Below are 25,689 nucleotides of genomic sequence, written 5' to 3'. Positions count from 1 at the left end.
CTGACTACAAAATCAGTGTCCTTCTTTCTTCCTTTACATATATTTCATAATAGTCGGCAATAATACATTCATATCTATTGGTTTTGCAACATGATCATTCATGCCACTTGCCAAAGCCATCTTCTTATCTTCTTCAAACGCATTTGCTGTCATTGCAACAATTGGAATCTGCGATTTGTTACCGTCTTTCAGTTCTCGAATTCTCCTGGATGCTTCATATCCGTTCATAATCGGCATCTGAATATCCATCAGAATCAGACTGTAGTAATTTTGCTTTGCTTTGTTAAACATATCAATACATGCAACGCCGTTCTCCGCTCTTTCTATCATGATTCCCTCTTCCGTCAAAAGTTCCGTTGCAATTTCTGCGTTCAAGTCATTATCTTCTACCAGAAGAACCCTTTTTCCTTCCAGTTTTTTGATATTCAACTGACCGTCTGCATGTTTCGGATTCCTTTCTTCCGCATTTGCTATCTTTAATGGAAGCGTGATTGTAAAAGTAGAACCTGCTCCCGGTTTGCTCTGAACTGTGATCTTGCCATTCATTAAATCCACCAGTTTCTTCACGATTCCCATGCCAAGTCCGCTACCTTCTATTCCGCTGTCTGACGAAGATCGTTCCTGTGAAAATGATTCAAAAATATGTTTTTGGAATTCTTCTGACATTCCGATTCCGTTGTCTGCTATGATAAGCTCTAATACACTCCAACCTTCTTTTTCGCCGGGATATTGGTTCAATGTACAGCTTATGTTACCGCCTTCACCCGTGTATTTCACAGCATTACTCAAAATGTTAATCGTAATTTCAGATGATCTTGCATCATCCATATGCAGGTATGGATATCGAATGTTCTTATTGACTTTCAGTGTTTGATGTTTTTCTTCTATCGGTTTCCTAAACATATCAATACATAAATCAAAGTTTTTAGAAACATCTGTTATTGTTTCATCCAGCGTTGCTTGGTTGTTTTCGATTCGTGCTAATTCAAGAATGTTATCAATCAAATGCAGCATTTTCTTTCCGCACAATAATATTTTTTCAAAGTAATCCTCTAATATAGTTGGCTCCTTTAAATGTTTCTCTCCCAATTCTGCATATCCAATGATTGCATTCATAGGGGTACGAATATCATGAGACATATTAAATAGAAATGTTGATTTTGCTTTATTAGCTGAATCGGCCAGTCTTGCAGCTTCCTGCAACAGTTTTTGCTGTTTCTGCTCATTTTCTTTTTGCTTCTTATATACAGAATATCCACAGGTACATAATATTACCAAAATACACGCTGTAATGCATCCCAGTACAATACTTAACTTATTCGTCTTCTCAACCATTCCATACGCTTTCTGCATATCCATTTCTATGCAGAAAGCACCTATCACTTCATTAGATTCATCTTCCGCTGTCACAGGATAACAGGCTGTAAAAATAGGTCCCCATGTTGTATCAACAATATCCTGAGAATATACTGTTTTTCCAGAAAGTGCTTTTTCTATATAAGGAACCATCTCCTTTTCAATCGGATCTCCTGGATGTCTGACGTCACCAGCCGATGGATCCAGTCCGTCTACAACGTAAATCAATCTACCGTCTTCATTTCTGGTTGCTGTGTAAATATATCTCGTAGAATTCAGCGTTCTGATTTCATTCATATATGTCGACATATTCTTGAATAGTTCTGTATTCTCATCAGCTTTACTTTTTATTTCATTAAAATCTTTTCGTCCCAGTCTGTCATTTACCAGCTTATGAACCGCATCTGCACTGGAAATATCTCGTTCAATTTCTGTTTTCAGAGCAGTTTTGGTATATGCTTGTTGTAAAATAAAAGTATATGCAACAACAGCCAAAATCACCATTGCCAGAAGGAATACCAACCGTCCCTCAAAAATTTTCCAATGATTTACCGGATTTTGATCTTTTCTTTTTTGTTTTATATAGTTATTTTTCATCATCGTATTTCACATGCCTTTTATCTAATTTTAATTTAATACAAAAACGTCTCAACTCTTCACGTATTTTGCAAACATGGGTTACATTTCCAGACTCATCCCTTTTTTACAGTAAAAAGCATCCTGTGCCAACTGCCATCACACATACTGAATTCTGTGGAAATGCATTCTTCCGCCTTCAATCTTGCTGAAAGTGTAGAGATATCCAGAAATGGACGGATCAGCGAGCAGTATTCAGATGCAGCCATTGTATCACAAAACTGATACAGTTTCTCCGATGCACATCCTCTGTTTCCTGTCTGCTTTTCCCATGCATCTGGAAGGCTCCTGATTGCTGCGGTTGCCTCATAATCATTCATGACAGGCATTTTGCTTTCTCAACTCTTCGCTTATGGTCTGCTTAATTTTTTCATCATCCAACGGCTTTGCAAGATGTGCGTTCATTCCTGCTTCCATACACTTTTCTGCATCTTCCCTGAATGCGTTTGCAGTCATAGCATGATAGGGATAGTTTTTGCATCTTGCCGATCCAGAGCTCTTATTGTTCTTGTAGCTGTAAGACCATCCATCACCGGCATCATAACATCCATTAAAATAACATCGTATGTTCCCGGTTCGGAAGCTTCAAAATGCTGAACAGCTTCTAACCCATTGTTCACTGTTTCTACTTTAGCTCCATTTTCCGTCAGCATAAATTCTGCTATTTCCACATTCAGCTCATTATCTTCAACCAGCAATACCCGGATATCTGATATATCTGCATCAAAATCTTCTTTTTCTTCTGGCCGTGCATTCGTATCAATTTTAAATGGAAGTATTACAGTAAAACAGCTTCCTTCACCAAGCTTGCTTTCAACGGTTATGGTTCCGCCCATCTTTTCTACAAGTTGTTTCACAATAGGCATTCCCAGACCTGTCCCATTATAATCAGAACGTGGGGAATTATCTGCCTGTACAAATGGAGTAAACAATTCATTTTTTATAAATTCTTCTGACATTCCAATTCCATTATCTCTTATTTTAAATTCACATGTCATGTGATCTTCTGATCTTTCAATCGTTCTCATACTCATGTAAATAGAACCATTCACCTTATTGTACTTCATACTGTTTGTAAACAGATTCATCAATACTTTTTTCAGATGAACTGCATTGCTCCAAACATATATACCACTGTAATCATCATGTTCTCCTATAACATGAAGTCCTTTTTCTTCTGCCTGAAAGTATAGCGACTCCGTGATTTCTTTACATACCTGATCCAGATTGATGGATTCATCACCAAAAACCACGGTATCCGATTCTAACTTTGCCATATCCAAAACATCATTTACCAATGATAATAGCAGTTTCGAAGACTCATTTATTTTATTCAGGCAATCTTTTGCCCGCTCACCATCATTTCCGCTTTTTTCAAGAATTGTAAGCATGCCCATAATGCCATTGATCGGTGTCCTGATGTCATGAGACATGTTATTTAAAAAGGAAGTCTTAGCCTTATTGGCACTCTGTGCTTCTACAAGTGCATTTTGTAATTCCTGCCGTTTTTCTTCCAGTTCCTGATTCAGTTTTAATGCCTGTTCAGCAGATTTCTTGAATCTTTCCTCCGCACGTTTTGACTTCTTCCAAGAACGAAGAATGATACACAGAACAATGAAAAAGGAAATTCCAACGATAAGTGAAACTGTCAGTAAATTATCCTGAATAAAATCCCTCACTGTAACTTTTCGTGAGGAAGCATTATACGAAACTACTGCACCCGAAAATTGAGCTGTAGGCATAGATGTCAGTGTTTTATTCAGAATGGACAAAAGAACCGGTTCTCCCTGCTGAACAGCAAATGAAACATCAGCTTCTTTTGTCAGGAAAGCGCTATGAAGCTTATTATTTTTCAAATAGTTTGAAACAGTACCTGAATTGCTTACAATACAATCTGCCTCCCCTTTCTGCATTGCTTTTACTGCTGCATCTGATGTCTCATATTCCATAACCTTCCATTGTGGATAATTGTATGAAAGATATGCTTTCAATACAAAATTATCTTTTTCAACAGCAGCTACATTCTCTTTATTCTCATCAAAAGAATCCTTTGCCGTAATTGCTGCCATATTGAGAGTCAACAGCGTATCCGACAAAGCAAATCCATTTGTTTCCGCAAAGTATGGATTCTGGTTTGCATGAAAAATCAGGTCTATTTTTCCATCCTGCAATGCCTGAAGCAGTTCACTTCTTGTCTCATATCCATTTAATTCAAATTCCAGAGTCTGACCTTGCAGACAATTTTCTGCAAGATCTACATAATCTGTGATAACACCTGTCAGTTTACCTGTTGATGGATCTACACTGCTGATACCTCCATCCTGATTCAGATACCCTATCCGGATTGCACCATGCTGCCCGATCCACTCACTTTCTTCTTTTGAAAGAAACGAGCTGCTCTGTGCAGAAAGATAACGCCTGTAGAGATCATCTGTGTAAAATGGGTTGTCATCCTTGATTCTGCGCATAGCACTATCCAGTGCTTCTTTGATATCCGGACGTTCTGGATTTATAACGAAATAGATTTCTGTCTCTCCAATACTTGTAATCGGTGAAATATCCGATTCTTCCCAACGGGATTCTTCTACCGAAACGAAGCAGTCAATTTCATGTTTCGACAGTTTGTCCATAACTTCTGCGGTATTAGAAACATTGACATGCTGCGTATGCAGACCATACTTTAACTCCCATTCGTTAAGCACATCCTCCGTTATATTATCTTTAAGCACACCAATATTTTTTCCCTCAAAAGAATCCAAATTTCCTGCTGTAAGATCCATATTGGATGCATCCGTATAGATGTAATATTTCTCTTCCCCCATAGGCATATCGGAAAAAAGCATATTTTCAGCACGTTCGTCTGTATAGGAAATGCCACCAAGAATATCAATTTCTCCATTTTCCAACTGTGTAAAGCAGTTTTTCCAATCACTTGTTATGTATTTATATGTCCATCCTGCATAACCTGCAATATCTTGAAGATACTCATAACCATAGCCGCTTCTTTCTCCCTTTTCATTGACTACATTATAAGTTTCCTCAAAAGATCCTACCCGAATAACATGATCAGAATTTTCTTGGGCAGATGTGGAAACAGGAAAAACAACCAAACATATCATTATGCAAAATATAAAATAACAAAATTTGAAATTTCTTATATTCTGTACTAATTTGCACTTCTTCATCTTTCTCCCACCCTCCAGGCTACAGTCGCTTGCTTGCTTGCAGATTTTAATTTTACATTCATTAATGTTCAATACCTCCACAACATTTTTATAAATATCTTTGCGACAGCTTCTGCTGTACTTTTACTATAATTATACTCTACAGCCAACTTGTGTCAATTTACTAACAGAGTAATTACATTCTTTTACTCCTTAATCTTGCTATTACTCTCCCCACAAATAGAGCCAAACTAGAGTCATTCGATAAAACAAATGCCGAAAACCCGCATAAATACAGGCTTTCGGCATTTTAGTCCGTTACTCGAACTCCTTTGCGGACTGCGTTTCATGACACGCAAAGGCTGTTATTAGAGGTTTATATTTCGAACATGCGTTCTGATTTTGCGTTTTTCGCACCGCTTATGAAGAAATAAACTCCAAAATAACTCCATTTTACTCTTTATTATTTTGTTGTTCTTCTCTTGCGTACAGGAGATCCAATGCCTGACATACAACACCACTCATGCTCTGATAGTGTCTTTCTGCATACTCAACAAGTCTCTGTTTTTGTTCTGGAGTCACCCGTACTCGTATGTTTTCTTCTTTGCCATCTTTTGGTGTTTTTCTAGCCAAACATATCACTTCCCTTCCACAAGTACAGTTTACTACTGATTACTACAAAATGTCAATCTATTTTTGTTATTTATATATATATTCTCTTGGACTAATCTTGAGCTATCTTGGACTAATTTACTTCTCACTCCTGTAGATCTTTATCTACAATCTCCCAGTAACCATTCTTTGGAGATCCATGTCTTATAAGAATACTATACTCTTTTAACTTCTTAATATTGTTCTCAATATTTCGACTGGCAACCCCAATTTTTTCAGCTAACTTAACTGCTGATAATTGATGATCTTCTGAAAGTAACTTTATAATCTTTTGCTGTGTATCGTTGAGGTCTGTTCTCCACACTACCTCCGATGCTTCTCCGATGCTTTCTTTTCCATTTGTCATCGGAAATGAACTACGGAACAGCTCTACCCGAAACATATTATCGAATTCCTGAAATCTCGGCTTCGAAAGTCCATACTCTTCTGCAGCATTAAGGATTCTTTTTATTCCGCTTCCCCATGCTTCTACAAGTCCCATCTGACTGAATATATTGGCAATGCCTTTATTCCGGATCTTCGAATGACCATTCATGACTTCCTCATAAGTTAATCCGTTATATAATCCACCCGGAGAAGTCACCTCCAGTCTTTCATCATAAACTGCGACCTGAATACAAGATTCATCCAACAGGTTACGGTGACAATGGGCGTTAATGATCATTTCCAATAAGCGGAGCTACCATAAAATCTGCCGGATCAGTAATCGCATCTGCCAGGAAAATGGACTTGCCACCAGTATGCCAACCGGAGAAAAAGGAAAAAGCTATAAAGAAAACATGGAATATCATCATGGCACCAGTTGGAAAGTCAAGCTATGTGTTGCAGTTGATAAGGCAATCTGGACTTCCATCAACTATGAGGAATTTCTACAAAAAATGCAGTTAGCCGGATATGAAGTCCGCCAAGGAAAACACCTGTCCTTCCGTGCACCGGAGCAGAAGGACTTCACTTACATGAAATCTCTCGGAAGTTATTATAGCGAAGAAAATGTCCGCATCCGTCTGGCAAAAAATCGTAGCAAAGTGAAAACTCCAAAGCATCTGTCCAGAGATGCTCGCCTGTATATCAATATTTCCACTTATGTTACAACCGGCAATCGAGAAGGATTTGAACGTTGGGCAAAACTAAATAATCTAAAAGAGGCAACCCGCACCTTCAACTATCTTTCTGAAAATAATCTGCTGAATTATGAAGATTTTCAACAGCATGTTTCTGATGTTGATGCTTCTGTTAAAGCGGCTGAACAGAGAATAACACAAATCAACAATGAACTGAACACGCAGAAAGTCATTCAAAAACATTGTGATTCTTACCGGCTCTGCCGTAAAGTGATTGAAGATTGCAAATCTGCTAAAAATCCAAAAGCATACCGGACCAAACATCAAGCAGAATACCAACTCCACGATTCACTAAAAAAAGAGCTTCAGGATCTCGGTGTTACCAAAATCCCAAGCTCTAATAAAATCCAGAAGCAAATTGAAAATCTTGAATCTGAACAGGCTGCTACTGTCCGGGAAATACAGGAATTGCAGAAAAAACAAAAGACGCTAGATATCATTAGACAGAATTTTACAGCACTGCTCTATGCTCCTGAGATCAGTTCAGACTTACTTCCAGCAAAACGGGAACCTATTTCTGTCACAAGAGATAAATAGGATTGCACTGACAACTCAATTATTCTTTTCCAAATCCTCCCAAGGTTTCAGATCTATTTCCTCCTAGGTGACACCATACGGTGCACCTCCGGAGGTATTTATCTTTGGCTTATGCCAGTTGAGTAACTAAACGAAAAAAGCGGGATTTCCCGATCTTCTCATATTATTTATGGACTTTTCTTTTACAAATACTAAATATGACTAAGGATATTCCCATTAAAGAAAGCCACATAATTACATTCGTATCATCTCCCGTTTTTACATTTGGAGTATGACTGCTATTATCACCTGATGGTTCTTCTGAAACTGGTGGCGTATTCGTGGTAATTGGTGGTATCGATTCATTTTTAAATTTAGGTTCTGCCGTTACATTCCAAATTATCTGACCATCATAATTACCTGGAACTGTTATGATAAAAGGTTCGCTTTGATATACTTGATTGCTAATTTGTGTTTTTTGTGTCTGGACAAAAAGATACACTCCTTTTTCCAGATCTCTGTACATAACTTCTCCGTCTGAGTTGGTCTTTCCGGACATTCCTTTGATGTTGTTATCCTGTACATATTTTTCCAGTTTTTTTGCAGCTTCTGCCTGAGCGGAAGAATCATCAAAATCAAATATGACTCCAGACTTTGCAAACTCACTCACTAATGCCCATGAATTGTTTTTATATGTTCCAACCTGATACATCGTAAATTCAGTATTACTTAGCTTATATACCGTGGTCTCATCTTCAACAGTTGCTTTTAATAATATACTTCCCAGATCATTCGCAGACACAGGTAACGGAATGAGGAGTAAAAGCATACACATCACACTGGCCATACACATATATATTCGCTTACGTTTACTTATTCTGCTCATGTTTTTTCTCCTTCCTGCGTTTATGTAACTTAATGCTCACCCATATGATGATGAAAGCAACAATTCCAACAATCAATAGAATCACATTGAATGGGATTGTGCGCTGAAGACCAACTTCCTCATCTATCTTCTGTGCCTCTTCATACGGAATTCTAGTGCCACGTACAAGCAGTCTGTGCGTGTTAACTGCATAAGGAGTGCATGTGACCAGTGTTACATAATCCTTGCCCTTTTCAATCTGTAAAGAATCTGTATCTGATGGCAATACTGTCAGAATCTGATCCACCTGATAGGCAAAGGTATGATGAAGAACTTTAATATAAAATACATCTCCAACCTCCATTTTGTTCAGGTCGGTGAATATCTTGGCATTTGCAAGTCCACGATGTCCGGATAATACCGCATGACAGCTCTCACCGCCTACCGGAAGCGAGGTGTTTTTCAGATGTCCTACACCTGACTGCAGTACTTTTTCGGATGTTCCATGATAAACCGGAAGAACAACATCAAGCTTTGGAATATCAATATATCCCATCATTCCAGTATCATCAATTTTTAAAAGATTGTTATACACATCATCTTCTGTCTGGTTTTCATTGCTTTCTGAAAATGGATCTGCTATGGAACCAATTCCAATCAGGCTTTCATTGTATTCCTGTGCCTGCTTGATCATGGCATTTTCCTGATCTTCCGACAGACGAGAAACTTCCTGTTCATAATCTGTAGCAATGGTTGTGCTGTTCATCTGATTGATATAATTGCTCACCACCGGATACAGGATTAAAGAAAATGCCATCAGATATCCGATTCCTCTTAGTATTTTCACTACTTTCTTCATAATACCTTTCACCTTTTCGTCTGTTTCTTCTGAAATACCCAGTCCACACTGGACATTTCAGAAAAAGCAGACATCCTCCCGGTACAATACCGGGAAGATGAACTGTCTTTTTATCCATTCTTAAACTTCAGAATGTCTTAGTTTTTTGCTTTCTTTTTGCCAAAAGCCTTGCTTGCTGTTAATACACCGAAAAGAACGATACCAGCCAATGTTACCATGAGGGCACCCTTGCTACCAGTAGATGGAAGCTGTGCACCTGTCTTATTTTCTACAGGCACTTCTGGGGAAGTTGTTGTATCTTTAATTTCTGTACCTGTTGTTTTAGTTCCATTGTATGTGTAATCAACTGAATAGCTTGTCAGTTTGCCAGTTGTTTCATCATATACTGGTTTGATCTCAACCTTGATATCGCTGAGAAGCTTGTTGTATCCGTCCGGAGCTTTTGTCTCTCTTAAGTAGTAAGTTCCGGCATCAAGACCTTTTACAAGAACTCTACCGTCGGTACCAGATACGATTACATCGGGTTTGAAACCTTCTGTTGCAGCTTCCTCAGGTGTTGCCACACGGTATCCAACACCATCAGTTACTTTTTTAATGTTAACCTTGTCTCCAGCTACTTCACCATTTGCTTTGTAAAGCTCGAATTCTGCCTTTGCAAGTCCAGTCTTATCCGCACCATTTAAATAATATTTGAAGATTGTGAAATCAAAGGTATGTACATCTACGATGCTTGGCTCAGATTTACCTGTTCCACCTGACTTCGGATCATTACTGTACTCAACAACCGCCTTGTTGGTATTTGGATTCATACCGATAACAGCATCTTTGTTTAAAGTTGCAGTATAAACAACTGTGATTGTCTCGCCTGTACGATTCTTAAAGTTGTTATAAAAGTCATTAAAGCTAATAGTTAGTGTATGTGTTCCATTGTCATTTGTCGTATATGTCGGTAAGTATGTGTTATCTCCTGTTTTACCTGCTTTGAGTTCTGTATCTCCAACCTTTACAGACAGAATTGCTTTTAAGTCTAGTCCTTTTGATAATGTATCGGTAAATTTAAAAGTATAAGAATTATATCCTGTCATATCCGGTACTTTAGAAGTCAGCTGGTAAGTAACGGTGTCACCAATCGCAAAATCCCCAGCTTTCTTTTCATCCGCTGCACCATGTGGTGCAATGGTGTCCTCAGACTCATTTTCGTCATCTAATTCCATCTGGTGATTGCCTTCCCATGAAGGATTCACAATAGCACCAACTGTAAGTCCACTTCCACTCTGTGCTGGAATAATTTTCTTGTCTACTGTCGGGTAATTACTCTTCATGTTAACTGTAGCATTAGTATCTGTTACGCTAACTAAAGATGCTACGGATGTATAATCCTGACCAGTTCCAGGTGCTGCTGAGGTATCTGTTGCACCTAATGGATAAACTACATAGTATCCATATGCCAGATTAGCAATTTCTGTAGAACCAGTTGCTGTGGTTACAGTTTTATGAGTAGCATCTACAGTGCTAGTATTTGAAAGAATCCATGTAAGCATTGCTTTTGCAAAATTTACACCGTTCTTTCCATCTTCGCCAACCTGTGTTTTAACATATTCATAAGCTTTTTCACTTAATGCTTCGCCTGTTAATGCAGAAGCTCCATTTACATTTGCCTTAAAGAATCCTTCATATTCAGGATTTAATGTGTATGCTACATTGCCCGCTTCATTTTTTGTTGCTGTAAAAATCTGATACAGATCCAGAGTCTTTCCTTCTACTGTATTGTTGACTGTCAGTTTACCAGTACCTGTTAACCTTGTTGCATCCTCTGCTGCAAATGCAGTCATGCTCATGGACAGTATCATGGTCATTGCCATCAGAACTGCCATAAATCTTGATACTAATTTCTTCATATTCCTCTTCTCACTTTCTTTTGATTTTTTATTGGTTCGCTCGGAATTCTTTCAGCCTTTACGGTGGAAGTTCCCCACGCAGCCATATCTCTCTCATGCCCCTGCTCCCCCTTTCCTACATCGTCTGTTTCCGTTTCCTTCTGCGTCCGGTATAAAGCAGGAACGCTAACAACAGGCCACCTGCTATGATAAACATCATAATGCCCTCGCCGCCGGTATCCGGAAGCAGTGCAAAATGCCGGTTGATAATCGTGAAGGTAAATCCATCTTTAGAAGTTTCGATTGTAGTTGTATATCCTTTTATTTCAGTTTCCGTAACAGAATATTTGTAATAATGCGGAGTTCCTGCATCATCTTTTATGTAGGCTGGAAGAGTTTCAATCACTTTCTGCCATGTAGATTTTGAGATATCACCTTTTATTTCATAGTTTTCATAGTTTGGCACGACTTCTGTATGTTTTGTTCCTTCTGCATCCGTCCAGCTTCTGGAAATTGTAATCTTAATAGTGTCTGGTCTGATGTTGTCCATATTCCGGAAATCTTTCCATACCTTATTAATGGTCAGATTTATATATTCATCACATGGATCCTGTGCATCTGATGGTTCCGGTGATGTGCTATCACCTGTATTTACTGTCGTTTTGGTATCTGACATCAGAACGGCTTTTGCATCTGATACATAAGCATTCAGATCTGCTGTTTCAGAAGAATCTTTTGTTGCCATAACTGCATTCTGCAATGTGTTATACTCATCTACCTGCACGACATGTTTTACTGAGAAGATGCTCCATCCATTTTCCTGACTGAACGTATCTGTCAGAAGTTTCGAATTCTTTTTGATCTCATCAAAACTAATCGCCGGTTTTCGGTAAATACGATAATTGTTATTCTCACCTTCTACACCTGCTTTTGTATTAAAGTCATATACAGAGTCCAAATCACTTTTTCCACTGAATGGTCCCACCAGCTTAGATGTTCCACGGACCACATCACAGTAGTACATATTGTTATTCTTCAGCAGTCCTTCATCGTTGTATCCAACAAAACCTCCGCTTCGTCCATCATTTGCAGAACCATCCGCATCATTTCCTGCTCCGCCGGCATAGACATCGTATCCCGTATTGATTCCATATACATTGCTGTCTGTAATTTTTGTCCTGTTTGCCTTAATCAGGTTGACACTGATGTTGGACTTTACATCATTATCTTTCGTTATGATTCCGTTTTTGTCACATGGAAGCTTAATAGAGGATCTCCGATCTTAATGATTGCAAAATCTGTCTGCTGATTGTTATCATCAGACTTTTTAGATAGCCCAACAGAAATATCCAGTCCAAGCAGATTCACATGGATGAGATTTCCATCGTACAGTGCATCAACCTTCACAATTCCAAGATTAATATGCAACAAGTCGGAATCCTGAATCTTATCCAAATACAATGCCCTTACAAGCTGATCCAGAACTACGAATAATGCATCCACCACTGTGGAATCCAGTTTTACATCTGCAAGATAGGCAAAGCTTGTTCTTCCGGCAAAGCTCCGGCTGTTCCACCGGATTCTACCAGTTTCAGACTATTTTCCTGATTTTTGGCATCTCCGGCACTACAACCTGACATTCTGGCAAGATTTGCGTAACCAATAAATCCTCCTGCAATCTGCTCCTGTCCGCCTTTACTCAAAACGGTATAACCACCAGGTACTCCTGTCACGCTACTGTCATCTATGTGGGAACCAAAAATATCCAAAACGCCGAGGGCACCGCCAAGAAGCTGTCCAAATTTATCTCCCAGCACATCCAGCTTCTCCATTTTTATAACTCCGCTTTTTCCGGAGTATCCTACAAAGCCACCTACGCTGTTCAGTCCAGTTACATAATTTAATCCTGTTACAGTGCTGTTTTTGACAGATCCATTTAACAGTGAACCACCAAATCCTCCAGCTGTTCCGCTGTATGTAACCTGATTATTCTGTCCTGCATCTGTTACTGTGTTAGCACTGACGCCAAGCCCTGCATCTGGGCTTCCTGTGACATTTCCGTAATATACATAGCTTCGGAATGCATCCAGCACATCGGTTTTTCCAAGCTTTAAAAGATACTGTAAGACAGAGGTCTCACCATTGGCACTAATATTTGCAGCACCGGAAACATCCGCAATACCGAAGCATCCTCCGGCATATTCACCGGCTACTACAGAGCGAATCTTGTCTGCACGGATTCCGCTTTCCGGTTTATCCTTCTCGCCAAGAACTGCTCCACAAAGACTTCCTGTGAATCCTCCAGCTGCTTTTGCATACCCTGTATTGTTTCCATTTTGATAGGTTCCGTTTACGATCACGCCCCAGTCATCCCAGGCTGACACAGATGCACAGCGGATGGTGGAAACAGTAGCATTCAGAACCTTAATCAGCTCTGCCGGAGCATTTACCATAAGAACATCCAGAAGTTTATTCAAAAGTCCCTGTTTTGTAGCTGTATCAATAGCTGCCACACTACCCGGATCTACTTTTCCGGCAAAACCGCCTACATAGGAAGTTCCATCTACACGCCTTAAATTTGTGATACTGCAGGAGGAAGTTTCATCTCCCCAGATTTGGCCGCCGATCATTCTTCCCACATAGCCTCCGGCAAATCCTGCCGGATCTTTGTCTGCAATACCGGTTGCTTTGATCCTTGCTCCGGAACGATATCCTTCCACATGGGACTGTTTCACGACTGGCACAAAGGTTTTTAATGCTGCCAGGCTGTCTGCACCTATAATCTTAAGGTCTTCCAGTGAAACTCCACCTGTGTTTGCCACAGAACCTGTGAGCATCTCACCAGCAAATCCACCACTGCTTCTATAAGCCTCTGCCAACTGAAGATCTGTTGCAGTTCCATTTGTTATGGTACCGCCTTCCATCCGTCCAACATAACCTCCAGCAGAACCGCCCTGTGTTGCTTTACTTGCCAGAATGCTCCTTCCTGCTGTGACTGCGTATCCATATGCATACTGAGAAATGATCTCATTTAACTGCTCTTGATCATTGACTTCACCAAGTGCCTGTAATTTATTACCGTAACTTCCATAAGAACCGACAGCACCAACCCATTTGTTCCAGGTATCCGTATCCAGTCCACGAAGCGGTCCATAAACAGCTGTATTCTTTTCTGTCGGATACACTGCCTGAAGAAGCGTCAGCGGATTATCTAATTTGATAAGACCAAATAAAACCTTCAGACTTCCTGTATCTGCAACATTCGCACACCGCATCAGTCCTGTATAACCTCCGGCATATTCCGTTCCATATACGGAACGGATACGATAGGCCGCACATTCTCTTACGGTTCCTGTATATGCAGCACCTTTCCAGTTATCCGTATTGTTTCCCCAGATCTGACCGCCATAGTTGTAACCTGCATATCCTCCTGCAAGTCCACGGTAAATGCCATCATCACTTTCAGCCTGAGCCCTCACAGCACCTCCACAAGGTACACAGGTTGTTTCGCTGTTTTTGATCACAGGAACAAATGCCTGTAAAACGCCAAGAAGATTATCTGCCTTGATCAGTCCTCCAATAGCACTTAATCCATCTACCACATCTGCCGCACTCCCCGGCTCCATGGTTCCAACATATCCACCGGCACTTTCACGCCCTATGATATGTGCAAAATTATAAGAATTACTATTCTGAATCTGAACTCCAAGAAGTTCTCCTGCATATCCACCGGCTTTTCCGGTATCACCGTCTCCATCTGTTGCAAGAACATTAAATCCGCCTATCGCTCCGTAAACATCTGAACTGTCTATAATAGATGCAACTACGGTCAATGCTGATAACAGATTTGTAGCAGAAAGTACATGATCCAGAACGCTTGCACCTCCGATAGCCGCCGTACTTCCCATAGCAGCTTTCCCAATATAGCCGCCGGCATAACGATAACCACTTACCGCATATGCACTGTCGCTTCCGTAATAACTGCTACCATCTTCCTGCTGCAGATTCTTTGGCTCCCTGACACCTGTATGCTGCAATTTATTTACATCGGAATTGCTGATCTGTACACCAGTTCCGCATCCGATAAAGCCTCCGGCACTTCCGGCATCCGCATCGTTGGTGCTGTCTTTTTCAAGAGTACCTGTAACGGTAACGGTAAACCCTTTTTCTACAGAATTAACACTGGCATTACTGATCACCGGAACAAAAGCATTGACCAGGGATAGTAATCCTGTCAGATCAACCAGTTTTGTAAGAATTGATGATTTAGCTCCAATCTCTGCAACCGCTCCGGCTTTTACCAGACCTCCGAAGCCTCCGGCATAACGAAGGCCTTCTACTTTCAGAAGATTTTCTACTGCCGTTCCTTTTCCGGAATCAACAGCATTTGCTGAATTATCTACATGACCGCTCTGCATCTCTCCAACGAAGCCACCTGCATAGCCTTCTGCGTTTTCAAATCCGTTGTCAGCTGTAACAGTCAATCCATCTGCGGTACCAGCAACTTTGCAATTTGTAATTTTGCTGGATGCAGCCTGCAAGACACTCGCCAACTCTTTCAGACTCAGAATCTTACCAAGGACACTGTTCAAAAGATCTCCTGTGGCATCTCCTGCCTCCGCTGCACTTCCGGACCGCATGATTCCGATATAGCCACCGGCATGATACGGCGCTGTGACTTCTTTTACATTAGTCACATCAGAGTTTTTAACCATAACTGCTTTTCCATTACCGATGTATCCTCCGGCATCTCCAAGCGCCACATCATCATTTTTTCCGGATGCTGTTACGACTAAGTTGTTTCCTTCAATAGAAGAATCGGAAATCCTCGGATATGCCACATCCATGACACTGAGAAGCTGAGTTACATTTAAGAGCCCCAGTAACTTAATAGAACCTGTCTGTGCCACATCACCGGGCATCAATCTTCCGGCAAAGCCTCCGGCATAGCTGGTTCCCTTTATATAGGAAAGTCCGGTAATATTTGTTGTTGCAATCGCACCAGTCTCACCTTCTGTTGTTCCATCCTCGCTATTCGTGACTGCTGAAATGAAATCTGCTTCTTCACTATTCTTTTCATCTGTAGATTCACTCGAAGATGGATTCGTGTCTGTGTCTGCTTTAAATCCGGAATTGTTGTTTCCATAATTGATATCTACTGCCTGTCCATCTCCCACAAAACCGCCCGCCATATCAGCGGATACCTGAGGGTCAGAACCATTCGAAACATATGCAATAGAAGTATTATTGAACTCCGGTCTCAGGGCACTGACAACGCCTAGCAGGTTCTCCAATTCGATTCCTGTCAGTTGTGATGTAGTAGAATCTCCGGCACTTAATGCATCTCCGGCTTTGGCAAAACCTGCAAATCCACCGGCTTTTCCTGATGCTGCGGATGCAGTAACCGTTTTCAGGTTGCTGATCTTTGTGTCCCTTGCTCGTCCACTGATGCATTCTCCAATAAAGCCACCGCTGTAACCTTTCTCATTTTGGGTAGACACACTATATCCTGACGCAACACCTGAAACAGTACTTTCAACTGCAAACGTCTCAATCATCTGACCTACAGAAAGAAGGCTGTCAATTTTTAGTAGCGGTAATCCCAGAAGTTTAATACCTCCAACATTGGCAAGGGTGCCGCTTCCGAAATACCCGGCAAAACCTCCGGCACACTTTCCGGCCGTTACGGAATTCAGATTTGTGACGGATGTTTTCCTTACTTCTCCACCTGTTCCATAACCGATAGCACCTCCTGCACGACCATTTTCCTGATCTGACGCAGTAACCGTAAGCCCGGAAGAGCCTCCGTTTACGGAACAGTCCTTGCACTCAAAACGCATATAGTCTGCTGCTGTAACTGTTCCACCGAGGACATCACCGACACTGGTCATCTTAGCGTAACCTAAGATTCCTCCTGCATTCTCTGTTGCTGAAACCTTCATAGAGGAAGCTGCATTGATCTGATTCACACGGTCTGAAAATTCGTAGGTAAGACCCGTCTTATTAAGCACTCGCTGGAGGGCTTTTGTAGTTGATTTTGAGTCATCTGCAAGTTCTAAAGTATTGGAAATCTGGACAGCACCTGCATATCCCACAAGTCCACCTGCATTTTTACCGTTCGCTGTTACAGAAATGTTATCTCCTGCAATGGTGCATCCGCTTATAACAGAAGGCCGGAGTCCTACCAGGTTCAGGATATCCATGTTGGTAAATTTACCATTTAACAACCCTGTAAGAAGATCCTTTACAATTACCAGAAGTCCCTGGCTTTCATCAATATCCGCTACATCACCAAGGGTTGCTATACCGGCAAATCCTCCGGCATAATCTTTTCCGGACACTGTACCCAAAGAAGAAATACTGCAGTCTACAGCGTAACTATTTCGCATTTCGCCAATAAATCCGCCTGCATAACCACTTTCCTTAGCGAAACTTCCCTGTGCGGATACGTTTACCGTTCCATCAATTCTGCAGTTCAGCATAACTGTATTGACCGGAAAGTTCCCCATAAGTTCAATACCAAGGCTGCTTAATGCGCCTGCCACAACTGCATTCGCAGAACGTCCCACAAATCCACCAGAGCAATCATTTCCAGACACTGTGGCAGTGCCACCCACAGAACAGTTTTTCATCACTGCACCAATGGCTTCCCCAGCGAATCCACCGGTACTCTTCTGACCTGTAACAGAAGTGCCACCGCTTACAGAACAATTCTGAATACATGGATTGACATAGCCTACCGGAATCAGATTTTTTACACTGAGTAATCCTCCATTTAAAAGGACAGTCAGCAGGTCACCGGCTCCAAGCAGAGGAATCAGATTCAGGATTTTTGTTAAAGTAGTAACCAGGCCTCCTAATCCATTTGATATGAGGTCATACTGTGTCATACCACTGACATAGCCTGCGAAGCCACCGGTCCGATCATTTACATTTGAAACTCCACGTAAATTTTCTACATTGCAGTTTTCAATCTGGATGTTTCCTTTTATGACGCCTGCAAATCCTCCCGTTGCCAGGGATTGCGGATCCGGTTTCAGTCCACTTAAATTTCCAAGCAGGAGCTTCAGCACACTTCCAATCAAACTGACATTTTGTTTAACCTTTTGTGTTGTTGTAGAAACCGTCACATCAGAAAGAGTAATGTTTTTCACAGTGATCGGGTTTTGGGATATTGTCAGGGATGTAGAATATGGTGTTGTCAAATTTCTGAAAAATCCGATACCATATTCTGCCTGCCTGTCCTGATCGACTGGATTATTCTGTGAAATATTGATATGGCTGATTGTTATACTCTGACCTTCAACCATTCCCTTTCGGCCTTCCATGTTTCCCTGGTAATTATCAATAGGATCCCAATCATCATCTTCCCCATTGGAATTGGTGCCCTCTTTGGAAAGATCAATATCACGAAAGATAATATAATCCGCATCCTTGCTATATTTATATCCGGTGCCTGCAATATTCACCTTATTAGTCGTTTTGCTTATATCATAAGTAAGAACGTAGGTCTTATCCTCTTCAACCTGTATACTTTCTGGATCCGCATCATCTGAAAAATCACTTTCACTTTCATCACTGATAAAAGCATCTTCATCGTAAATCTCTTCGTTTTCAGTATCTGATACAGTAGTGTCCGATGCTGCAGCTTCTGAAGAAATATCATCATTTCCAGATACAGATATTTCATTGTTTTCTGCCGGAACCATATCAATCAGATCACTGCCTTTTGCATTTCCATCTGCTTCACCGGAAGTCTCTTCTGTATTACCAGAAACTTCTTCTGTTTCACCGGAGGCCTCCTCCGTAGAATCATCAGAAGGACTGTCCTCAGATGCAGTTACTATCATATTTGCAGAATCCTGGATCGTACTGCCCACATAAAGATAACGCTTTGTAGCATTCAAACCAGCTACGTCTAAGGATGGGGCATCCAAATATTCCGCTTTTCCAATTTCGTGTCCACCATTATCATTTGCATACAATGCAGTTTTTGACCAGTCATATACTTTGTCTCCATCTTTAAAATTGGCCAGATCCGCATCACCCGGATAATACAGTTCTGTTTTGTATTCTGCTGTATCCGCAGCCGGTGTCCAGTCTGTATATCCACTCAGTGCTCCCCCCAGTAATCCCCCTTTTTTCTCTCTTGTTTCATACACCTTCCAGATGGGTTCTGTCACTTCCGCATCTGTTCCGATTGCCCGGAGCTGTGTTTCATTTCCAATCAGAATATAATTTTTATCACCGATCTTTTTTACCACCTGACCGAAATAATTTCTTCCTTCATAATCAGATGGATAAGCGCTAGTAATATCCTTAGTTGTCTCCTCTGTCCCAGCCTTATTTGCAAGAAGCTCCGGTGTTTCTGTTGTAAATGAAGAAGCAAGCACATAATTATGTGTTTTGCTATAAGTAAGATAGGTACCATCTTCCAGTGTAAAAACCTGTCCCATTCCAACTTTTTCAGCAATATAATCCTCGCTCATTACAGGTTCGCTGTCTGAAGATTCCCCTTTCATCAATTCAAGCTGGTATCGGTTATACACATAAATCGTATCAGTCACTGAATCATATACTGTGTTGCCCGTGCGCTCTGATGATGAAGTGATGCTACCTGTAAAATCTGATGGGAAGTTCCAGACATTTTCATTATCTATTGGAATATCATTCATCAAACAATAGGAAGCGTCTGATGCATAGGTAAGTTCTGCACCATCTGCAAGAACCTTATCCCCTTCACCAACATTTCCATCTTTGTCTCCGGAAAACATCTGTGTTCCTGTACCGATTTGCAGAAGTTGCTGGTAATTGTAGATACATATTTTTCCATCTTCATAATCTGGATTTGCTTCTTCCAAAGTATCTGAGGTGTTTTCATCCTCGATAATTGTTTCTTCTCCATCTGTAAATCCTTGATCTTCAGAATTACCAAATTTCTCTGTTACTTCAGTACTAATATCTGTATTTTGCTCTGATTCTCCTTCAAAAGAATCAGGAATATCACTTTCCGTGATATCAGATATTTCAGATGTATCACTGCCGAAACCATCCTGTTCCGATATATCTGTAATTTCACTATTGGTCTGCACATTCATTCTTTCTGAATCTTCAGCATTCGCAACTACGACTTGCGAAGATAATAATGTAACGCACAGAACAACTGCTGTAATTCGTCTTAAAACACTCAATTTCTTGTTCACAAAATCGCCTCAAATCTTCTGTCATGCTTGACTTTTTGTTACTTTTAACCACTCTGGCTGCTTTGCTGCCTCCTGAAAGCATTGCATCAGCTGATTTGAAAACGCTCCACATTCACCATTTGAAATCATCTGGATTGCCTCTTCCGGTTCATATTTCCTTTTGTATGGACGATCATTGATCAATGCATCGTAAGCATCCACAATCCCAACGACCTGTGCACACATTGGAATTGCATTCCCTTTCAAACCGTCCGGATATCCTGAACCATCATATCTTTCATGGTGATGTCTGCATATTTCATAGCTATACTGGTTCAGCTTTTCCGTTGTTATCCCTTCTGGGAATCTCTGGGTCATCGCTGCACCTACTAATGGATGTTGCTTTACTACATTCATTTCTTCATCCGTCAATTTTCCATTTTTATTTAAAATTTCAATTGGTACTTTTATCTTTCCAATATCATGAATCGGTGCCAAATGCGCTACTGACGCAATTTCTTCATCCGTAATCCCGTATTCTGGATATTTTTTCTGCAATTGAAGATATACCTGTTTCGTATAGAAACTGATGTCATCTTGGTACCCTACTTCAACTAAATGATTATGATTCAATACAGTAGTTAAAAGTGATACCATATCCCAATACTGCTTTGTCATATCTTGTTCTTTTTTTATGAGTTCTCGTTCCATCTTTATAACTGTGTTCTGGACAATTTTCTCATTATGTAAGGTAATAATTGCAGTATTCTCATTTGCATCTATATATTTTTTTGCTTCCATCCAAACATATGCATTCTTATCTTTTCCAGTAATTCTGCGATACGGAAGATCTTTTTCCTCACATCCATCAACTAGTCTTTCTTCTAATCCTTCACTTGATAAGAAGTCATGAACCATTTTTTTGTCAGAAGCATACACGTATCTTTCTACATATTGGCTTATGAACTCTTCATAGCTTTCTGTTTTTCTTACTTTCTCGTACACTTCACGGATATGTGAATACACACACTCGTAGCTTTTTTCCTTTAAGTTCAGTTTTAATACAACATAAAATCGTCCAAAATATTCATCTTCTCCAGGGCGAATAACGTCTGAAACCTTTACACTCTCTAATTTATTATTGTATGTATTCTGCAAACTCAACAATATTTTATGTATCTTGCAGGTATCTTCTAAATTTCTGGAACAAAATCGATCTTCTTCCAAACAACGATTAATTGCCATTGTTTCCTCTACGCACGATATAATATCCATTAAAGAAATGTTCTCCGGTTGTTTTGCCAGCATATAGCCACCATTTGTACCTTCACAGGCAGTGACTATTTTTGCATTTTTCAGTTTTTTCGCTATTTTAGGAACATAATTAGCAGAAACATTTAGCTTCCGTGATAATTCTGATGTAGATACCATCCGTTCCTGTGCTGCTAAGTAACACACAATTCTAATTGCGTAATCTGTTGAATTTTTTAGTTGCATCGTTATCCCTCTAATCTAAACCCTGCAAGGTCTTAGTTTGTATCAAAAAAATACTATCCTCTGTAGCAGTGATTCTTTTCCTGAAATATTTTCTCATCAGTTTCCCAATTATACAGATTGAAACCGGTTAATATAATGTACAATCAATGAAAATATTTATCCGTTTTTTTGTAAAATCTGTTCCATTGTATCGATATTCTCCATTAATATCTTTTTATGAACTTCGTTCAAAAAAAAAGAAACCATGCCTCAACACGATTTCTCTTTCTTTTTCTATTCTATTTCTTTTAACATTTTATAAATAATCAGACCATTACTGACTGCCAGCACTTCATTTGCATTGTCAAAATTAATTCCAGAAATTTGTTTTATTTTTTCAAGTCTGTAAGATATCGTTCTATAATGAACAAACATTGCACCTGCAGTTTTCTTGATGCTTTGATTATTTCTAAGATACATCTGCAAGGTTGTAATCAATTCTCCCTTATGTTCATCATCATATAAATATAATTTCTTTAATGTTTCCGGAATGCATCTTTCCAATTCCGTCATATCATCAACTTTGCCGAATATCTGGAAAAATCCGAGGTTCGAATAATGTACTACTGACTTATTCTTATCACCAGTCACCAGGCGGATAATCTCAATATACTTGATAGCCTGACTTGCTTCGTAATAAGATTCTTTCAATCGTTGATACCCTTCCACACTTTTTCCTATACCAATCTGAAAGTCTGTATCTTTCTTTCTATAAAGGATGCTTCGCTGGATAACCTCCTCTATTTCTTCCATCTCTTTCTGATATTCCAGTTCTGTCTGATTGGAATCTACCTGTTGAATCATAACAATCTGATCCATATTTCTGTAAATAAGCGCATCCGGCAAAAGATGCATCAATTCACCCTCGATAACACCTACTTCGTGAAGCTGTTCTTTTGTATATTTTCTTTGTACATTTTTTGTGATGGTATGAAAATCAACAACCCTGTAAGTATCGCTTTCTTTCATTCCGAGCTGTGCTGCCGCTTCAGTCATTTCTTTCGAACTCAGTAATCCATTCAGAATATTATGGATAATATCTCTCTGATACTTCTTTTTCACTTCATCCTGTGCAAATTCACTCAAAAATTCATACTGCAAGTTAATAATCGCATTCTCGATTGCCATATAATCAAGTTCTATCAGTTCTCTATTTTCTTCTGTTATTGTTATATATATATCCACCTCACTCAATATGGCAAATTTCACTATATATTGAACACAGCTTCCTTTCATCTGCTTCATATATTGAAATTTCGTAATAATATTGGGTTTATATGGCTGAATTTCATCTGACAATATTAACTTGGAGTTGTCCAAGTTTGTTGAAACCATACAATTAAGATTACCATAATACAATACAACAGGATTCTCGATCATGATGCTTAAAAATTTGATAATATCACTTGCTGTATTGCTTGATCCATTATTTTTTAAAATAAACGTATTAAAATTATCATGTGTAATTTTAAAATACTTTAAGCGTGCAGTGTCTTTATCGAATACCTGCATCATAACATGACGGATAATTCCCCAGTAATATAAATCTCCTGGAATTTCTACCAGAGGAATTTCATATTTTTTGCAGTGTTTTTCTAATAAACTCAATCTGCGTCCTGTAGGATCATATTCTTTTTTTTTCTTTACAATGAATCCACTTATATCACTTTTAACTAAATCTTCAAAATGCTGCTCTACTTCTCGATCACTGCATGATAAATATACCTGAAGACTGGTTATGAGTATTTCACCACCCGTCAGGTATCGCTCCATATCTTCAATTTCGATTATTCGAATGCCTTTCACTTCCAAATCTAGACCTTTTTCACCGCAAAGCAGCTTCATTTTTGGAAATTGTTCTGATTCAAGTAATTTTCTTACAGTATATCCCATCGTTACTCCTTATCCATTGCCAAATCAATACAACATAATATCTGTTATGTTGTACAGTGCCTCTATTAACCTGTTCTACCCTATTTCTGCAAGTCATTCATTTCCTCTAAAAGATAACTTTAAGCAATAAAAATAATAAAGATTATAGCCAATTTACCAAGAGCGGTACTTAAATAGGGCACAGCTACCAAAAAATCAGAAAGGAACTATGTAATATGAACAGCATAACAGATAGCAGGGTGTTATTTAACATTATATCGTACGAAACTTAATCTGTCCATAAACAACATAACAGATATTATGTTGTACATTCCAATATTTCCTGTTCGACAATCTTATCCAGCTTCTTTTGGAACACTGTTTCTGTAGTTGCTGTATATATTCTCGTTACATTGATACTGCTATGTCCAAGTAAATCAGCAAGACCTGTAATATCTTTTGTCACTTTATAATAAATTCTTGCAAATAGATGTCGAAAATTATGCGGGAATATTTTTGATTCTGCTACTCCTGCCTTTTCTTTTAATCGTTTCATTTCTCTCCAAATATTACTTCTGTCTTTTAACTTCCCATTTTTCGTGACAAATATCCAACCTTCTGCTATTTGGTTATTATGGCAATAGGAAAGAAGTTTCCTTTGCAATACCTTCGGCAAAAAAATCCTTCTATACTTTCCTTTATTATAAATCTCTATCTTTCCAGATTTTACACGCTCCACTGTAAAAAATTTTATTTCGCTAATCCGAATTCCTGTACATGCTATTGTTTCAATACACAATGCAAGCTGTTCTTTTCCTTCTGCCATAGCTGTTGCAATCAATTTCCTGCATTCTTTTTCTGTCAATTCTTTCTGATCCTGTAAAAAAGGCTGCTTCTGCACTTTTATTCTTTTCACTTTCAGCTTTCCTACATTCAAAAATTCCAGGAACTGATTCAAGGCGGCAAGCATTGAATTAACACTATTGACAGCATATTTTTGAGCAAGCCATTCTTTATATTGCAACAATACTTTTTTATTGATCCGCTTATCATCTGCCAAAAAAGATAAAAACTTTTTTATATCTGCCATATATTTATTGATTGTTGCTTTTGCATTTTCTTTCTGGTATAGATAATCTGCAAATTTTTCTATCTCACTTTCTGATAGCTCTATTGAAAAATCCATCTGTTCCATAATCATAGTCCTCCTGAGAATTCATTTTCTTTCATTATAGCTGTTCGCTTTTTCGTATTCCCATACACTACTTTTTCTACTTGTTATGCATCCAAGATTTTTCAATATTTATCTCCGATTATATATCGTATTGTTGATTTTAGTCAACAGTAGACGCTTATTTTTATCATCTATTGTGGATATAATTTAACAATACGAGAGGAGATGTCTTATACTAATGTCGGATAGCGAATTATGTTTACAGGAAATCGGAAAAAGAATTATGGATCGTCGAAAAAAGCTGGGACTCACTCAAGAAGCACTTGCAGAAAAAGGGGAAGTCACTACCCAGTTTGTTTCTTATGCTGAATCAGGGAAGCGAGCAATGAGGCCTGAAAATCTGCTAAAAATCTCCTCTGCTTTAGAAGTAAGTGCCGATTATTTACTCACTGGTGAAATTATAGATAAGGATCTGTTGATTCTTTCAGATAAGCTCCGCCGACTCACGCCTTCACAGGTACGCACAGTTGAAGCTATTATAGATGAATGTAACAACCTTTTTAATCAGAAAGAAATTACCCTTCTCTCTCAAAAAAGGTAAGTGCAAAATAATTCGACGGATTGTGTTGCCCTAAAAAATATCCCATAATAATCAATAGAGAATGCAAGCATTTTACTTCATCTTTTCTTGCTAGAAATGATAGGTGCGAGCATTTTACTCTATTCAAGTTATGGAGGTGTGCTCATGAAAAGCAAAAGAATACCTGTCGAAGAACAATACCGTCTCATCATGGAATGCCGTCAAAGTGGATTGACAGATCATCAATGGTGTGTGGAACATGATATCAAGCCAGGAACT

Annotated in this window: 15 protein-coding genes and 1 pseudogene; 3 read left to right on the top strand and 13 right to left on the bottom strand. The window is 39.3% G+C overall.

The annotated features are described in order from the left end of the window. Positions 1-33 precede the first annotated feature (33 nt). From DXA55_RS11530 to DXA55_RS17830, 4 genes are all read right to left on the bottom strand, one after another. On the bottom strand, positions 34-1,956 hold the full coding sequence (locus tag DXA55_RS11530; protein ID WP_055221365.1) for a hybrid sensor histidine kinase/response regulator: 1,923 nt from the start codon (positions 1,954-1,956) through the stop codon (positions 34-36). A gap of 488 nt (positions 1,957-2,444) precedes the next feature. Then, a complete protein-coding gene (locus tag DXA55_RS11520; RefSeq protein WP_242998510.1) occupies positions 2,445-5,177 on the bottom strand; it encodes an ATP-binding protein in 2,733 nt (910 codons plus the stop codon). Between the two features lie 432 nt (positions 5,178-5,609). After that, entirely contained in the window at positions 5,610-5,789 is a 180-nt protein-coding gene (locus DXA55_RS11515) for a hypothetical protein (protein WP_028086473.1), read from the bottom strand. Positions 5,790-5,913: 124 nt separating this feature from the next. Further along, complete coding sequence (locus DXA55_RS17830; RefSeq protein ID WP_242998519.1) at positions 5,914-6,492, bottom strand: ATP-binding protein; 579 nt, start codon at positions 6,490-6,492, stop codon at positions 5,914-5,916. A gap of 76 nt (positions 6,493-6,568) precedes the next feature. Here DXA55_RS17830 and DXA55_RS11500 point away from each other — a divergent pair, with 76 nt between their 5' ends. Then, entirely contained in the window at positions 6,569-7,486 is a 918-nt protein-coding gene (locus DXA55_RS11500; protein ID WP_242998508.1) for a relaxase/mobilization nuclease, read from the top strand. 163 nt (positions 7,487-7,649) lie between these two features. On the opposite strand, the gene DXA55_RS11495 is transcribed toward DXA55_RS11500, so the two are convergent. The 9 genes from DXA55_RS11495 to DXA55_RS11455 form a co-directional block, all read right to left on the bottom strand. After that, positions 7,650-8,351 carry a pilin N-terminal domain-containing protein gene (locus tag DXA55_RS11495; protein WP_117814247.1) on the bottom strand — a complete coding sequence of 234 codons (702 nt, stop codon included), beginning with the start codon at positions 8,349-8,351 and terminating at the stop codon, positions 7,650-7,652. Next, complete coding sequence (locus DXA55_RS11490; protein WP_199605811.1) at positions 8,335-9,189, bottom strand: class C sortase; 855 nt, start codon at positions 9,187-9,189, stop codon at positions 8,335-8,337. The genes DXA55_RS11495 and DXA55_RS11490 overlap by 17 nt, the downstream gene beginning before the upstream one ends. A 137-nt stretch (positions 9,190-9,326) precedes the next feature. After that, positions 9,327-11,087 (bottom strand): SpaH/EbpB family LPXTG-anchored major pilin, encoded by a 1,761-nt coding sequence (locus DXA55_RS11485; protein WP_117814245.1) that lies wholly within the window; start codon positions 11,085-11,087, stop codon positions 9,327-9,329. Between the two features lie 115 nt (positions 11,088-11,202). Next, positions 11,203-12,090, bottom strand: a complete 888-nt coding sequence (locus DXA55_RS11480; RefSeq protein ID WP_117814243.1) for a Cna B-type domain-containing protein — start codon at positions 12,088-12,090, stop codon at positions 11,203-11,205. A gap of 209 nt (positions 12,091-12,299) precedes the next feature. Beyond that, a complete protein-coding gene (locus DXA55_RS11475; RefSeq protein WP_147342016.1) occupies positions 12,300-12,569 on the bottom strand; it encodes a hypothetical protein in 270 nt (89 codons plus the stop codon). A 17-nt stretch (positions 12,570-12,586) separates the two neighbouring features. Beyond that, positions 12,587-20,164 (bottom strand): hypothetical protein, encoded by a 7,578-nt coding sequence (locus DXA55_RS11470; RefSeq protein WP_117814239.1) that lies wholly within the window; start codon positions 20,162-20,164, stop codon positions 12,587-12,589. A gap of 126 nt (positions 20,165-20,290) precedes the next feature. Further along, positions 20,291-21,745: an Rrf2 family transcriptional regulator gene (locus DXA55_RS11465; protein ID WP_117814236.1), complete on the bottom strand. Its 1,455-nt coding sequence runs from the start codon at positions 21,743-21,745 to the stop codon at positions 20,291-20,293. A 273-nt stretch (positions 21,746-22,018) separates the two neighbouring features. Then, positions 22,019-23,677 (bottom strand): PucR family transcriptional regulator, encoded by a 1,659-nt coding sequence (locus DXA55_RS11460; protein WP_117814234.1) that lies wholly within the window; start codon positions 23,675-23,677, stop codon positions 22,019-22,021. 298 nt (positions 23,678-23,975) lie between these two features. Continuing rightward, entirely contained in the window at positions 23,976-24,851 is an 876-nt protein-coding gene (locus DXA55_RS11455) for a tyrosine-type recombinase/integrase (RefSeq protein WP_242998507.1), read from the bottom strand. A gap of 217 nt (positions 24,852-25,068) precedes the next feature. Between DXA55_RS11455 and DXA55_RS11450 the strand changes: the two genes are divergently transcribed. Both DXA55_RS11450 and DXA55_RS19330 read left to right on the top strand, forming a co-directional pair. Further along, a complete protein-coding gene (locus DXA55_RS11450) occupies positions 25,069-25,431 on the top strand; it encodes a helix-turn-helix domain-containing protein (protein ID WP_117805382.1) in 363 nt (120 codons plus the stop codon). A 144-nt stretch (positions 25,432-25,575) separates the two neighbouring features. Next, positions 25,576-25,689 (top strand): annotated as a pseudogene (locus tag DXA55_RS19330) (IS66 family insertion sequence element accessory protein TnpA); the annotation flags it as partial.

This window comes from Blautia sp. OF03-13 (assembly GCF_003460685.1).
Classification (GTDB): Bacteria; Bacillota; Clostridia; order Lachnospirales; family Lachnospiraceae; genus Fusicatenibacter; species Fusicatenibacter saccharivorans.
Note: the sequence above shows the minus strand (reverse complement) of the source record. Positions and strands in the feature narration are given on the sequence as shown.

What these genes read in the sequence shown, in the direction of transcription:
- DXA55_RS11530 (WP_055221365.1), bottom strand. Translation starts at nt 1,956, where the DNA reads ATGATGAAAAATAACTATATAAAACAAAAAAGAAAAGATCAAAATCCG.
- DXA55_RS11520 (WP_242998510.1), bottom strand. Translation starts at nt 5,177, where the DNA reads ATGAAGAAGTGCAAATTAGTACAGAATATAAGAAATTTCAAATTTTGT.
- DXA55_RS17830 (WP_242998519.1), bottom strand. Translation starts at nt 6,492, where the DNA reads ATGATCATTAACGCCCATTGTCACCGTAACCTGTTGGATGAATCTTGT.
- DXA55_RS11500 (WP_242998508.1), top strand. Translation starts at nt 6,569, where the DNA reads ATGCCAACCGGAGAAAAAGGAAAAAGCTATAAAGAAAACATGGAATAT.
- DXA55_RS11495 (WP_117814247.1), bottom strand. Translation starts at nt 8,351, where the DNA reads ATGAGCAGAATAAGTAAACGTAAGCGAATATATATGTGTATGGCCAGT.
- DXA55_RS11490 (WP_199605811.1), bottom strand. Translation starts at nt 9,189, where the DNA reads ATGAAGAAAGTAGTGAAAATACTAAGAGGAATCGGATATCTGATGGCA.
- DXA55_RS11485 (WP_117814245.1), bottom strand. Translation starts at nt 11,087, where the DNA reads ATGAAGAAATTAGTATCAAGATTTATGGCAGTTCTGATGGCAATGACC.
- DXA55_RS11480 (WP_117814243.1), bottom strand. Translation starts at nt 12,090, where the DNA reads ATGTACTACTGTGATGTGGTCCGTGGAACATCTAAGCTGGTGGGACCA.
- DXA55_RS11470 (WP_117814239.1), bottom strand. Translation starts at nt 20,164, where the DNA reads ATGAATGTGCAGACCAATAGTGAAATTACAGATATATCGGAACAGGAT.
- DXA55_RS11465 (WP_117814236.1), bottom strand. Translation starts at nt 21,745, where the DNA reads ATGCAACTAAAAAATTCAACAGATTACGCAATTAGAATTGTGTGTTAC.
- DXA55_RS11460 (WP_117814234.1), bottom strand. Translation starts at nt 23,677, where the DNA reads ATGGGATATACTGTAAGAAAATTACTTGAATCAGAACAATTTCCAAAA.
- DXA55_RS11455 (WP_242998507.1), bottom strand. Translation starts at nt 24,851, where the DNA reads ATGGAACAGATGGATTTTTCAATAGAGCTATCAGAAAGTGAGATAGAA.
- DXA55_RS11450 (WP_117805382.1), top strand. Translation starts at nt 25,069, where the DNA reads ATGTCGGATAGCGAATTATGTTTACAGGAAATCGGAAAAAGAATTATG.